Genomic DNA, 13,394 nt, shown 5'->3' on the forward strand with positions numbered 1-13,394 from the left:
GGGCGGGCGCGGGACCCGCGCGTCACCTCGTCGGGCCGGGACCTCCCGTTCGACGTGCCGGCCCTCGGGGGAGCTGGAGCGGCTCCACGTGGCCGGATCCGCGCGGTACGGGCAGGCTTGGCGGTATGGAGTACACCCAGCTCGGCCGTTCCGGCCTGTCCGTGTCCCGCCTGTGCGTCGGGACGATGAACTTCGGGCCGGAGACCCCGGAGGCCGACAGCCACCAGATCATGGACCGCGCCCACGAGCACGGCCTGAACTTCTTCGACACCGCCGACGTCTACGGTTGGCAGAAGGGCGAGGGCGTCACCGAGCAGATCATCGGCCGGTGGTTCGCCCAGGGCGGCGGGCGGCGCGAGCGCACCGTGCTGGCCACCAAGCTGTACGGCGACATGGGGGACTGGCCCAACGAGAAGCGGCTGTCCGCGCTGCACATCCGGCGGGCTGCGGACGCCTCCCTCAAGCGGCTCCAGACCGACTACATCGACCTGTACCAGATGCACCACGTGGACCGGAACGCGCCGTGGGACGAGGTCTGGGAGGCGTTCTCGGTCCTGCGGCAGCAGGGCAAGGTGATCTACTTCGGGTCGTCGAACTTCGCCGGGTGGCACCTCGCCCAGGCCCAGGAGGCGGCCCGGAACAGGAACTTCCTCGGGCTGGTCAGCGAGCAGTCGATCTACAACCTGCTCAACCGGTACGTGGAGCTGGAGGTGCTGCCGTCGGCCCGCCACTACGGCATCGGCGTCATCCCGTGGTCCCCGCTCAACGGCGGCCTGCTCGGCGGCGTGCTGCGCAAGCAGCGCGAGGGCGGGGGCTCGCGGGGCAACAGCGGGCGCAGCGCCGAGGCGCTGGAGAGGTACCGCTCGGCCATCGAGGCGTACGAGAAGCTGGCCGCCGACCTCGGTGAGGACCCCGCCCACCTGGGCCTGGCGTGGCTGCTGCACCAGGAGGGCGTGACGGCGCCGATCATCGGCCCGCGCACGCGGGACCAGTTGGACGGCTCGCTGCGGGCGGTGGAGATCAAGCTGGACCGGGAGGTGCTGGACCGCCTGGACGAGCTGTTCCCGGCCCCGGGCCCGAACGGCAGCAAGCCCGCGCCGGAGGCGTACGCCTGGTGAGCACGGACGCCCGGTGAGCGCCGATGCCCGATGAGCACGGACGAGGCCCCCGCCCGGGAACGGGCGGGGGCCTCGTCGGCTCGTCGTCGGCTCAGTCCTCGAAGTCGTCCTCGTCGTCGCGCGCCAGGTACGTGGCCAGGCGCTCGACCGCCGTCTCGAACTCCGGGTTCGCGTCGACGAACCGGCGCAGCTTGTCGGCCAGCCAGGCGAGGCTGACCTCCTCCTCGCCGCGCCGGCTCTCCAGCTCCTCGATACCCCGGTCGGTGAAGTACACGACCCCTACTCGAACGCCTTGGTGATCAGCTCGCGCTGCTCGACCTCGTGGACCTTGGACGACCCGGCCGACGGCGCGGCCATCGGGCGCCGGGACACGCGCTTGACCCGGAAGCGGTCCGGCAGCAGCTCCGGCAGCGCCAGCCCGAAGAACGGCCACGCGCCCTGGTTCGCCGGCTCCTCCTGGACCCAGCGGACCTCGGCGGCGTTCGGGTAGCTCTCCAGCGCCTCGGTCAGCTTGCGCGCCGGCACCGGGTACAGCTGCTCGACCCGCACCACCGCCACGTCCTTGACGCCGCGCTTCTCCTGCTCGGCCAGCAGCTCGTAGTAGATCTTGCCGTAGCACAGGATGACCTTGGTGACCTCGGACTTCACCACGTTCCGGTCGTCGATGACCGACTGGAAGCGGTTCTCGACGAAGTGCTCCACCGGGCTGACCGCGGCCTTGAGGCGCAGCATCGACTTGGGGGTGAACACCACCAGCGGGCGGTTCACGCCGTCCAGCGCGTGCCGGCGCAGCAGGTGGAAGTAGTTCGCCGGGGTCGACGGCACCGCGATCGTCATCGAGCCCTCCGCGCACAGCTGGAGGAACCGCTCGATGCGGCCGGAGGTGTGGTCAGGGCCCTGGCCCTCGTGACCGTGCGGCAGCAGCAGCACCACGTCGGACAGTTGGCCCCACTTCGCCTCACCGGACGAGATGAACTCGTCGATGATCGGCTGCGCGCCGTTGACGAAGTCGCCGAACTGCGCCTCCCACAGCACCAGCGCGTCCGGGTTGGCCACCGAGTAGCCGTACTCGAAGCCGAGCGCCGCGAACTCCGACAGCACCGAGTCGTAGACCATGAACTTGCCCTGGGTCTCGGCCAGGTTCTGGAGCGGGGTGTACTCCTCGGACCGCTTGCGGTCCACCAGCGTGGCGTGCCGCTGCACGAACGTGCCGCGCCGCGAGTCCTGGCCGGCCAGGCGGACCGTGCGGCCCTCCATCACCAGCGACCCGAACGCCAGCAGCTCGGCGAACGCCCAGTCGATGCCGCCCTCGCGGGCCATCTTGGCGCGCCGCTCCAGCACCGGCTTCACCCGCGGGTGCGGGGTGAAGCCCTCGGGCAGGTCCACGTGCGCGTCGGCGATCCGCTCGATCGTCGACCGCTCGATGCCGGTGGGCAGCTTGGCCGGGATCTGCTGCTCGGCCTCGATCGACGGCGAGGTCTTGATCGGGTGCTTCTCCAGCTCCCGGACCTCGTTGAACACGTGCTCCAGCTGCGAGGAGAAGTCCTGGAGCGCCTTCTCGGCCTCCTCCACGGAGATGTCGCCGCGACCGATCAGCGCCTCGGTGTAGGTCTTGCGGACCGAGCGCTTGGTGTCGATCACGTCGTACATCGAGGGCTGCGTCATCGACGGGTCGTCGCCCTCGTTGTGGCCGCGCCGCCGGTAGCAGACCATGTCGATGACGACGTCCTTGTGGAACCGCTGCCGGTACTCCACGGCCAGCTTCGCGACCCAGTAGCACGCCTCGGGGTCGTCGCCGTTGACGTGGAACACCGGCGAGCCGATCATCTTCGCCACGTCGGTCGAGTACTTCGACGAGCGCGAGTTCTCCGGCGCGGTGGTGAAGCCGACCTGGTTGTTGACGATGACGTGCACGGTGCCGCCGGTGCGGTAGCCGCGCACGAGCGCCAGGTTCAGCGTCTCGGCGACCACGCCCTGGCCCGCGAACGCGGCGTCGCCGTGCAGCGCGACCGGCAGCACGGTGAAGCCCTCGCCGCCCTTGTCGAGCATGTCCTGCTTGGCCCGGACGATGCCCTCCAGCACCGGGTCCACGGCCTCCAGGTGCGACGGGTTCGCGGTCAGCGACACCTTGGTCTCGCCGTCGCCGAACATGCGGAAGTACTTGCCCTCCGCGCCCAGGTGGTACTTCACGTCGCCGGAGCCGTGCGCCTGGCCCGGGTCGAGGTTGCCCTCGAACTCGCGGAAGATCTGCGAGATCGGCTTGCCGACGATGTTGGCCAGCACGTTCAGCCTGCCGCGGTGCGGCATGCCGATGACGACCTCGTCGATCTCGTGCTCGGCGGCCTTGTCCAGCACCGCGTCGAGCAGCGGGATGACGGTCTCGCCGCCCTCCAGCGAGAACCGCTTCTGGCCGACGTACTTCGTCTGGAGGAAGGTCTCGAACGCCTCGGCGGCGTTGAGCTTCGACAGGATGTACTTCTGCACGGTGGCCGGCGGCTTCTCGTGCGGTACCTCGACGCGCTCCTGGATCCAGAGGCGCTCCTCCGGGTCGAGGATGTGCATGTACTCGACGCCGACCGTGCGGCAGTACGAGTTGCGCAGCACGCCCAGGATGTCGCGCAGCTTCATCCGCTCCTGGCCCGCGAACCCGCCCACCGGGAACTCCCGGTCCAGGTCCCACAGGGTCAGGCCGTGCGACAGCACGTCCAGGTCGCGGTGGCTGCGCTGGCGGTAGTTCAGCGGGTCCGTGTCGGCCATCAGGTGGCCGCGGGTGCGGAAGGCGTCGATCAGCTCGATGACGCGGGCGGTCTTGTCGACCGCGCCCTCGGGGATGTCGGCGACCCAGCGGATCGGCTCGTACGGCAGGCGCAGCGAGGTGAAGACGTCGTCGTAGAAGCCGTCCTCGCCCAGCAGCAGCTGGTGGATCCGCTTGAGGAACTCGCCGGACTCCGCGCCCTGGATGATCCGGTGGTCGTAGGTGGAGGTCAGCGTGATGATCTTGCTGACGCCCATGTCGGTCAGGGCCTGCTCGCTGGTGCCCTGGAAGTGCGCCGGGTACTCCATCGCGCCCACGCCGATGATCGCGCCCTGGCCCGCGGTCAGCCGCGGCACCGAGTGGTTGGTGCCGATCGTGCCGGGGTTGGTCAGCGAGATCGTGGTGCCGGAGAAGTCCTCGGCGGTCAGCGCGCCGCCGCGCGCCTTGCGGATCAGGTCCTCGTACGCCTGCCAGAACTGCGTGAACGTCATGTTCTCGCAGCCCTTGATCGAGGCCACGACCAGCGAGCGGGAGCCGTCCTTGCCGGGCAGGTCGATGGCCAGGCCGAAGTTGACGTGCTCGGGCGTGATCGCGTTCGGTTTGCCGTCGATCTCGGCGTAGTGGCGGTTCATGTTCGGGTACGCCTGGAGCGCCCGGACCACCGCGTAGCCGATCAGGTGGGTGAAGGAGACCTTGCCACCGCGGGTGCGCTTGAGGTGGTTGTTGATCACGATGCGGTTGTCGGCCAGCAGCTTGGCCGGCACCGCGCGCACGCTCGTCGCCGTCGGGACGGTGAGCGACAGCTCCATGTTCTTCGCGATGGCGGCGGCCGCGCCGCGCAGCGGCTTGCGCTCCTCGCCCTTGCCCTGCTGCACCGGCGCGGCCTTGGCGGCCTGCGCGGGAGCGGGCTTGGCCGGCGCCTGCTTCGGTTGTGCCTGTGCCTGTGCCTGTGCCTGCTTCGGCTGCGCGGCCGGCGCGGACCGGTCGGCCGGCTTGTCGGCGGGCTTGTCGTCGGTCCGGCCGGTGGGCTTAGCGGCCGGCTCGTCAGCGGGCTTCGCGGCGGACTTGGTGGCCGGCGCCGCGGCGGCCTTGGTGGCCGTCGTGGTGGTCGACGTGCTCGTGCCGTTCTCCGCGGACGTCGCGGCCCCGTTGGCGGACCGCTGCGTCGACTTGTAGTCGGCGAAGAAGTCGTGCCACGCCGGGTCTACCGACGACGGGTCGGCGAGGAACTGCTCGTACATCTCCTCGACCAACCACTCGTTGGGGCCGAACTGCGAAGCAGGGCTGCTGCTGGACACGGCTGGCGCTCGCCTCTATCCATCTCGCTCTTGGCAATGACTCACTCATCGTCAGGCTAGTCCCCCGTCTGGTGCAGTTCACACACAGGAGGGGCCGGGCGTCGAGTGTTCCCTCACAGGATCGATCAGGGCATCGGTCCCGTAACGGGTGCTTGAGCATCACTTGAGGTCGAGCCCGTCGCGTACTTCCCGGACTTCGACCCGACGTCGCCGCGCGCCCCCGCCCGCACTTCGGCGGTGAGGTGTTCAGTCACCTGAACGGAACCGATCCCACCTGCGTTTTCAACCTTGTGGTTGACCAACCGCGCAGACCGCCGTACCGTTGTGTTCAACCGAGCGGTTGAGCAAGGAGGCGGTGGTGGACGACCGGTTGTCGCGGGTGTTCTCGGCCCTGGCCGACCCGATCCGGCGCGACGTGGTGGCGCGGCTGGCCTCGGGGGACGCCACCGTGAACGAGCTGGCCGAGCCCTACCCGGTGACCGTGCAGGCCGTCTCGAAGCACCTGCGGGTGCTGGAGGAGGCGGGGCTCGTCACGCGCGGCAGGCAGGCGCAGCGGCGGCCCGTCCACCTGGAGGCGGAGGTGTTCGACCTGATGACGAAGTGGATCGAGCGCTACCGGCGTGAAGCCGAGCAGCGCTACCAGCGACTGGACGCCGTGCTCGCCGAGTTGGCCGAGCCCGAGCAGACCCGTGCCGAAGGAGAAGTGCCATGACCACGACCGAGCGAGCGGGAACCACGATCAGCGCCGACCCGGCGCTCCCGCTCATCCGCATCACCCGGGAGTTCGACGCGCCGCCCGAGGCGGTGTTCCGCGCGCACACCGAGCGCGACCTGGTGGTCAGGTGGCTGGGCCCGCGCTCGGTGACCATGGAGGTCGTCCGCTGGGACGCCACCACCGGCGGCGCCTACCGCTACCTGCACCGGCGCGACGACGAGGAGTACGGGTTCTTCGGCTCGTTCCACGAGGTGCGCCCGGCGGAGCGGATCGTGCAGACGTTCACCTTCGAGGGTTTCCCGGACGGGGTCTGCCTGGAGACGCTGACCCTGGAGGACCTGGGGGACGGGCACACCCGCCTGCACGCGCTGAGCGTGTACGAGTCGATCGAGGTGCGGGACGCGGTGCTGTCCAGCGGCATGGAGACCGGTGTGGTCGAGGGCTACGAGCAGCTGGACGAGCTGCTGGCCTCCTGAGCGCCGCCCTGTCGGCCCCCCTCGCGTGGTGAGCGGGGCCGTCAGGCGTTGGGGGTGGCCGGGCTGGGCTGGCCGGGGTGCGGCGGCCGGGCAGGGCTGGTCGGGCAAAGGCAGGGCGGGCAAGGCCACCCCGCCGCCCGACGCGGCGCCGCCCGACCGCAGGGCGCGGTCAGCCGGCCTGGGCGTCGGCCAGGTCACCGCCTGCCGCGCCGCCGGGCGCGCTCTCGTCGTCCGGCACGCCCTCCCCGATCCCGTGCGCCCACAACCGCGCGTAGTGCCCCCCGGCGGCCAGCAGCTCGGCGTGCGTCCCGACCTCCACCACCCGCCCGTCCGCCAGCACGACGATCCGGTCCGCCCGAGCCGCCGTGGCCAGCCGGTGCGCCACGACGAAGGTCGTCCGGGCACCCGCCAGGTGGTCGGACGCCTCCAGCACCGCCGACTCGGTGGCCGGGTCCAGTGCCGCCGTGGCCTCGTCCAGCAGCAGCAGCGAGGGCCGCACCAGCTCGGCCCGCGCCAGCGCCACCAGCTGCCGCTGCCCGGCCGACAACCCCTGCCCCCGCTCACCGACCTGCTGGTGGAACGCCGCCGGCAGCGAGGCGACCACCGGCAGCGCGCCCACCGCCCGCACCGCCGCCTCGATCTCCGCCCGCGTGGCCTCCGGCCGGGCGTAGGCCACGTTCTCCGCGACGTCCCCGCCGAACAGGTGCGCCTCCTGCGGCACCACGCCCAACCGCTGCCGCAGCGCCGACAGGTCGTAGTCCCGCACGTCGACCCCGTCGACCAGCACCTGCCCGCCGGTCGCGTCGTAGAACCGCGCCACCAGCTTCACCAGCGTCGACTTCCCGGCGCCCGTGGCACCCACCAGCGCCACCGTCTCGCCGGGCTCGACCCGCAGGGACACGCGGTCCAGCGCCGGCCGCTCGGCGCCCTGGTAGGCGAAGGTGACGTCCCGCAGCTCCACCTCGCCGCGCAGCTCGGTCACCGGCACCGGGTCGGCGGCCTCCGGCACCGTGGTGGGCGTGCGCAGCAGGTCCCCGATCCGGCTCAACCCCACCCGGGCCTGCTGGTACCCGTCGAACACGCCGGACAGCTGGTAGAGCGGCGCGAAGAACAACCCCAGGTACAGCACGAACGCCAGCAGCACGCCGGGCGACAGCGTCCCCTCCGCCACCCGGTACGCGCCGACCACCAGGATCGCCGCCTGCGCCACCCCCGACAGCAGCGACAGGAACGGGAAGTACGTCGCGATGTAGCGCTGCGCCCGGATGCGGGACCGCCGGTAGGCGTCGCTGCGCTCGGCGAACGCCTGCGCCGAGCGCCCCTCCCTCGTGTAAGCCTGCGAGACGCGCAGGCCCGAGACGTTCTCCTGGAGGTCCGCGTTGACCGCGCTGACCCGCTCCCGCGCCTCCGCGTAGGCCGCCGACGACAGGCGCTGGAAGATCACCGTCGCGATCACCAGCACCGGCAGCACCGCGAGCGCCACCAGCGACAGCCCCGGGTCGGTCACGACCAGCGCCGCGGCGATGCCGACCACGGTCAGCACGCTGATCGCGAACGTGGTCAACCCCGTCTGGAGGAAGCTCGACAGCGCGTCCACGTCCGTGGTCATTCGGGTCATGATCCGGCCGGCCATCTCGCGCTCGTAGTAGTCCAGGCCGAGCCGTTGCAGGTGGGCGTAGCTGCGCACGCGCAACAGGTACAGCAGGCGCTCGCCCAGCCGGGAGGTCACCACGACCCCCGCCGCCGTCGACACCCAGCCCGCCGCCACCAGGCCGAAGCCGATCCCGGCCACCGCGACCAACCAGCCGGCCGCGCCGCCCACCACGCCCCGGTCGATGCCGAGCCGGACCAGGCCGGGCAGGGCCACCGCCAGCGCCGTGTCGACCAGCAGCAGCCCGCCGACGCCGAGCATGGCCCAGCGCACCGGGCGCAGCAGGGTGCGCAGCCGGAAACCGGGGTCGGGCCGGCCGGGGTCCTCGCCCCGCAGGTCGGGTTCGTCGGTCGCGGGCGGCAGGGCCTGCACGCGGGCCATCAGCTCCGGCGTCGGCGGGGTGCCGCCCACCAGCGCCGAGGTGCCCCCGCCGCCCCTGGCCCGCGGCGCGGCGGCGGGAACCGACCGGTTCGCCGCGCGGACGGCCAGCTCGTCCTCGTCCGAGCCCGGCCACAGCTCCGGGGTGAAGCCGTCGGGACCGGGTTCCAGCCGGTGGTCGGCCCGCGGGTCGACGTGCTCGATCGCCTCGCCGGGCCCGGCCAGCAGCTCCCGGTACAGGCGGCAGCGCCCGTGCAGCTCCTCGTGCGTGCCCACGTCGACCACGCGGCCCGCGTCCAGCACCGCGATCCGGTCCGCCAGCGCCAGCGAGGAGCGCCGGTGCGCGACCAGGATCGTCGTCCGCTCGGCGGTGACCGCGGCCAGCGTGCGGTGGATGGCGGCCTCGGTGGCGTTGTCGACGGCCGAGGTGGCGTCGTCGAGCACCAGCACCCGCGGGTCCGACAGCAGTGCCCTGGCCAGGGCGACGCGCTGGCGCTGGCCGCCGGACAGGGTCAGGCCGCGCTCGCCGACGACCGTGTCGTAGCCCCGGGGCAGGTCCTCGACGAACCCGTGCGCCTCGGCGGCGCGGGCCGCCGCGCGGACCTGCTCGTCGGAGGCGTCCGGCAGGCCGTAGGCGATGTTCGCGCGCACCGTGTCGGAGAACAGGAACGCCTCCTCGAACACCACGCCCACGGTCCGGCGCAGCGATTCCAGGCGCAGCTCCCGCACGTCGACCCCGCCCACGGACACGGCGCCGGACTGCACGTCGTAGAAGCGCGGCAGCAGCAGGGAGATCGTCGACTTGCCCGACCCGGCCGTGCCGACGACCGCCAGCGTCTCGCCCGGCTCGACCCGCAGCGACACCCCGGACAGCACCGGCTCGCTGCGCGTGTACCCGAACGACGCGTCCCGCAGCTCCACCGCCACCGGACCGGACGGCACGTCGCGCGCGCCGTCCACCACGTCCGGCTGCGAGTCGATCAGCTCGTAGACCCGCTCCACGCCCGCCCGCGCCAGCTGGGCGGTCACCATCAGGCTCGACAGCAGCCGGGTCGGGCCGACCAGGTTCGCCACGTAGGTCGCGAACGCCACGAACGTCCCCAGCGTCACCTCCCCGCGCAGCGCGAGCCAGCCGCCCAGCGCCAGCACCGCCACCTGGCCCAGGTAGGGCAGCCCGGAGAGGGTGGCGGCCGGCCGGGCGGTCAGCCGGGCCGCCCGCATCCGCTCGGCGAACAGGACCCGGGCCCGCCGCTCCAGCCGGGAGACCTCGCGCGCCTCCTGCCCGAAGCCCTTCACCACGCGCACGCCGGTGACGGTCTCCTCCACGTGCTGCGCCACGTCCGCCGCGCGCTGCTGGGCCGACCAGGTGGCCGGGAACAGCGTCAGCCTGGTGCGGGCGGCGACGACGCCCACCGCGGGCACGATCACCAGCGCGACCAGGGTGAGCACCGGCGACAGCCAGAACATCGCCACCAGCGCGGCCACCGCGAACACGACCGTGCCGAACGCCAGCGGGGTCATCGACAGCAGGCTGTTGACCAGCTGGAGGTCGGTGATCGAGCGGGACACCACCTGGCCGGTGCGCAGCGCGTCCTGCTTCGGCCCGTCCAGCCGCTGCACCGCGCCGAACACGGCCCGGCGCAGGTCGTGCTGCACGTCCACGGCCAGCCGCCCGCCCAGGTAGCGGCGCACGAAGGCGGAGCCGAAGGTCAGCAGCTCCAGCCCGACCAGCACGACCGCGAGCCCCGCCAGGCGGTCCGTCCGGCCGGCCACCGCGTCGTCCACGGCGGCCTTGATCAGCAGCGGCCCGACGGCCTGGAGCCCCACGCCCACGACGGCGGCCAGCACCGACCACACCACGAGACCGCGGTGCTGCCAGCACGCCTGGGCGAGTCGCTTGATCCAGCCATCGGGGTTGTCCACGCCCCCACATTAGGTCCGGTCACCGACGCTGTCCGGACGCGGGAAACCGACGAGGGCCGCCCCGGGAATTCCAGGGCGGCCCTTGGTCCTTTCAAGATCACCTGATCAGGTGATGTCCTTGCGCTGCGTAGCCGCCCAGCCGGCCAGGAAGAACAGCCCCGACCACACCAGGAAGATGAGCCCGCTCAACCACCAGTCGAACGCCCCGAGCGCGCCCGCGACCGCCCGCAGCACCTCCACCAGCTCGTCGGGCACCACGCCCGCGTTGGCCAGGAACAGCGACGAGGCCACCGAGCCGGTCAGGCCGTTCACCGCGCCGTTGGGCAGGAAGCCGATGACGTCCGGCAGCTCCTGCGCGGCCAGCACCAGCTGGATGCCGTTCTCGATGATCAGCATGTAGAGGATCAGCACCACGGTGGTGGCCACCGTGCTGGTCATCAGCGCGCCCACGCCCACGCCGAACATCGTCATCAGGATCGACGACAGGATGCCGACGCCGGCCAGCGCGAGCCAGCCGCCCGCGCTCGGCAGCGCGCCCGCGTCCGAGGTCAGCGCGATGCCGATGCTCACCGCGGCCACGATCGCCACGCCGTAGATCGCGCCCCACGCGATGTAGACGAGCATCTTCGCGGTCATCGCCGCGACCCGGTTGGGCGCGGTCAGGAACGTGGTGGTGATGGTCTTGCGGTGGATCTCGTTCGAGATCGCCAGGCCACCGAAGATCATCGGGAAGATGGTGGCCACGTTGATGCTGCGCGCGATGCCGAACACCGACACCTGCCACTGCGACGGGTCCACCCCGAGCAGCCGGGTCAGCTCCTCGGCCTCCGAGCTGCTGACCACGTCCATGATGCTCTTGCCGATGGCGCCCGTGCCGAGCGCCCAGCCCAGCGCGAGCAGCACGGTCGGGATCATCAGGCCCCACCACAGGCCCGTGGTGGTGGTCTTGCGGAACTCCGCCTTGATCAGGTTGCCCATCACGCACCGCCCCCCAGGCCGCCCTGTCCCTGCTGCTGCCCGTACGGGTTGTCCGGCGGCTGTTGCTGCCCGTGCGGGTTGTCGGCCTGCTGCTGACCCTGCGGTTGGCCCTGCGGCGGCGTGCCGGGCTGCACCGGCTGGTGGTAGCCGGACGGCGGCTGCTGCGGGGCGTACGGGCTCGGCTGCTGCTGGTACCCCGGGTACCCGGGCTGCGGCAGACCGGGCTGCGACAGACCGGGCGGCGGCGTGCCGGGCTGCTGGTAGCCCTGCTGCTGGTAGCCCTGCTGGTAACCCGCCTGCTGGTAACCCTGCTGGTAGCCCTGCTGCTGGTCGGGCTGCGGGTACCCGGTCGGCGGGTAGCCGGGCGGCGGCGCGTAGTAGCCGGTGCCCGGCTGCTGGGGCGGGAGCTGCCCCGGCGCCGCGTACTGGCCGCTGGTGAGCTGGAAGAACAGCCGTTCGAGGTCGGCCTTCTCCTCCTCGATCCCGTAGACCGACACGCCCGCCTTCAGCGCGGTGTCCGCGACCTGTCGGGGCTCCACGCCGGTGACCGCGATCCGGCCGTCCGGCAGCTGCTCGATGCCCGCCACGCCCTCCTCGCGCAGGGCGGTGACCAGTGCGCCCGCGTCGGACGGCTGCACCAGCACCCGCGCCTGCTGCCGCTCGCGCAGGTGGTCCAGCGGCCCGTAGAACATGGTCTGGCCGCGGCTGATGATGACCACCTGGTCCACCGTCTGCTCGACCTCGGCCAGCAGGTGGCTGGAGATCAGCACGGTCCGCCCGCTCCGCGCGAACGACTGGAGGAACGACCGCAGCCAGGCGATGCCCTCGGGGTCCAGGCCGTTGGCCGGCTCGTCGAGCACGAGGATCTGCGGGTCGCCCAGCAGGGCGGTGGCCAGCGCCAGCCGCTGCTTCATGCCGAGCGAGAAGCCGCCCGCCTTGCGGTCGCCCGCCGCGCCCAGGCCGACCAGTTGGAGCACCTGGTCCGCCCGCGAGTCCGGCACGCCGATCGCGGCGGCGTAGACCCGCAGGTGGTTGCGCGCGGTGCGCTTGGGGTGGAAGCCCTGCGCCTCCAGCACCGCGCCGACCACGCGACCGGGGTTGCCGAGCCGGTCGAACGGGCTGCCGTTGATCAGGGCGGTGCCCGCGGTCGGGGTCACCAGGCCGAGCAGCATGCGCAGGGTCGTCGTCTTGCCCGCGCCGTTGGGTCCGAGGAAGCCCGTCACCGAACCGGGTTCCACCGTGAAGCTCAGGTTCTGCACCGCCGCGACCGGACCGAACTGCTTGGTCAAGCCCTGCACCACGATGCGGCCACTGCCGTCGTGCACGCGTCCTCCCGGATTGCTCCTACCGGGGGTCATCCTGCCTTAGCGGGATCACTCGGGGAGGGCGTGTCGCGGTTTCGACACCACCGCGGGGAGCTCGGTGGTCGCCTCCGGGTCGCCGGGGCGGCGCGGCGCCCGCGGCGGCGAGCGGCGCGGTGGCGTGCGCAACCCCCGGCGCTCGCGGCGGCGCTCGCGGTGCGAGGCGCCCTCGCCGATGAGGTGCTGGTGCGCCATCGCCCACACCTGGCACGGCCACTTCTTGTTCCGCAGCACGCCGGGGCACACCCGGCAGCGGCTGTCCGGATCCGGTTGGTGCACGGTCAGCAGCAGCCGCCAGCCGTCGGCCAGGCGGTGGATCTCGGCGCGCGCGAGCGGCACCAGCGCTTCGTCCACGCCGCGCTCGGCGACCTCGTCGAGCAGGGCCAGCCGGCGCAGCACGGCGGCCCGCAGCGCTTCGTCCACGCCGCTCACATCCTGTCCGCGGCCTGGTCGAGCAGGCGGTGCAGTCGTCGGGTTTGGGTGACGGACATCACAGCGGACTCTCCGGGCGGGGCGACCAGGAGCACCCGGTCGTCCTCGACGATCACGGTCATGGACCGGTCGCGCCCGAACGGGTCGTGGCAGTCGATCCAGCCCTGGGGTTCGGCCATCGGGACTCCGATCGGGATTGGCGCGGCGCCTCGCCGCGCGAGCGGACGACCCCGCTGCGTAGTCGCGGGGGTTCCCAGTCCTGTCCATCGGCCGACGAGGCGCCGTGACTTACCCGTTACCCGCCATGTT

At 72.2% G+C, this 13,394-nt stretch carries 10 protein-coding genes; 3 read left to right on the forward strand and 7 right to left on the reverse strand.

Translation table 11 applies throughout. The features are described from left to right. Positions 1-125: 125 nt before the first annotated feature. Positions 126-1,118, forward strand: coding sequence for an aldo/keto reductase (locus tag ACFP3R_RS13155; RefSeq protein WP_380635933.1), 993 nt, complete (start codon positions 126-128; stop codon positions 1,116-1,118). Between the two features lie 91 nt (positions 1,119-1,209). Here ACFP3R_RS13155 and ACFP3R_RS13160 read toward each other — a convergent pair whose 3' ends face one another. Next, positions 1,210-1,392, reverse strand: coding sequence for a DUF6104 family protein (locus tag ACFP3R_RS13160; protein WP_380635935.1), 183 nt, complete (start codon positions 1,390-1,392; stop codon positions 1,210-1,212). 5 nt (positions 1,393-1,397) lie between these two features. Then, positions 1,398-5,171 carry a multifunctional oxoglutarate decarboxylase/oxoglutarate dehydrogenase thiamine pyrophosphate-binding subunit/dihydrolipoyllysine-residue succinyltransferase subunit gene (locus ACFP3R_RS13165; protein ID WP_380635937.1) on the reverse strand — a complete coding sequence of 1,258 codons (3,774 nt, stop codon included), beginning with the start codon at positions 5,169-5,171 and terminating at the stop codon, positions 1,398-1,400. A gap of 355 nt (positions 5,172-5,526) precedes the next feature. On the opposite strand from ACFP3R_RS13165, the gene ACFP3R_RS13170 reads away from it, so the two are divergent. Beyond that, positions 5,527-5,883 carry an ArsR/SmtB family transcription factor gene (locus tag ACFP3R_RS13170; RefSeq protein WP_380636132.1) on the forward strand — a complete coding sequence of 119 codons (357 nt, stop codon included), beginning with the start codon at positions 5,527-5,529 and terminating at the stop codon, positions 5,881-5,883. Next, positions 5,880-6,362, forward strand: a complete 483-nt coding sequence (locus tag ACFP3R_RS13175; RefSeq protein WP_380635939.1) for an SRPBCC family protein — start codon at positions 5,880-5,882, stop codon at positions 6,360-6,362. The genes ACFP3R_RS13170 and ACFP3R_RS13175 overlap by 4 nt, the downstream gene beginning before the upstream one ends. Before the next feature lie 169 nt (positions 6,363-6,531). Here the strand turns inward: ACFP3R_RS13175 and ACFP3R_RS13180 are convergent, their stop codons facing one another. From ACFP3R_RS13180 to ACFP3R_RS13200, 5 genes are all read right to left on the reverse strand, one after another. Next, a complete protein-coding gene (locus ACFP3R_RS13180; protein ID WP_380635941.1) occupies positions 6,532-10,314 on the reverse strand; it encodes an ABC transporter ATP-binding protein in 3,783 nt (1,260 codons plus the stop codon). A gap of 105 nt (positions 10,315-10,419) precedes the next feature. Continuing rightward, on the reverse strand, positions 10,420-11,292 hold the full coding sequence (locus tag ACFP3R_RS13185; RefSeq protein ID WP_380636134.1) for an ABC-2 transporter permease: 873 nt from the start codon (positions 11,290-11,292) through the stop codon (positions 10,420-10,422). Then, positions 11,292-12,617 (reverse strand): ABC transporter ATP-binding protein, encoded by a 1,326-nt coding sequence (locus tag ACFP3R_RS13190; protein ID WP_380635943.1) that lies wholly within the window; start codon positions 12,615-12,617, stop codon positions 11,292-11,294. The genes ACFP3R_RS13185 and ACFP3R_RS13190 overlap by 1 nt, the downstream gene beginning before the upstream one ends. A gap of 48 nt (positions 12,618-12,665) precedes the next feature. Beyond that, positions 12,666-13,076: a hypothetical protein gene (locus ACFP3R_RS13195; RefSeq protein ID WP_380635945.1), complete on the reverse strand. Its 411-nt coding sequence runs from the start codon at positions 13,074-13,076 to the stop codon at positions 12,666-12,668. 5 nt (positions 13,077-13,081) lie between these two features. Continuing rightward, positions 13,082-13,264 (reverse strand): hypothetical protein, encoded by a 183-nt coding sequence (locus tag ACFP3R_RS13200; protein WP_380635947.1) that lies wholly within the window; start codon positions 13,262-13,264, stop codon positions 13,082-13,084. Positions 13,265-13,394 lie beyond the last annotated feature (130 nt).

Source organism: Saccharothrix lopnurensis (genome assembly GCF_042658445.1).
Classification (GTDB): domain Bacteria; phylum Actinomycetota; class Actinomycetes; order Mycobacteriales; family Pseudonocardiaceae; genus Actinosynnema; species Actinosynnema lopnurensis.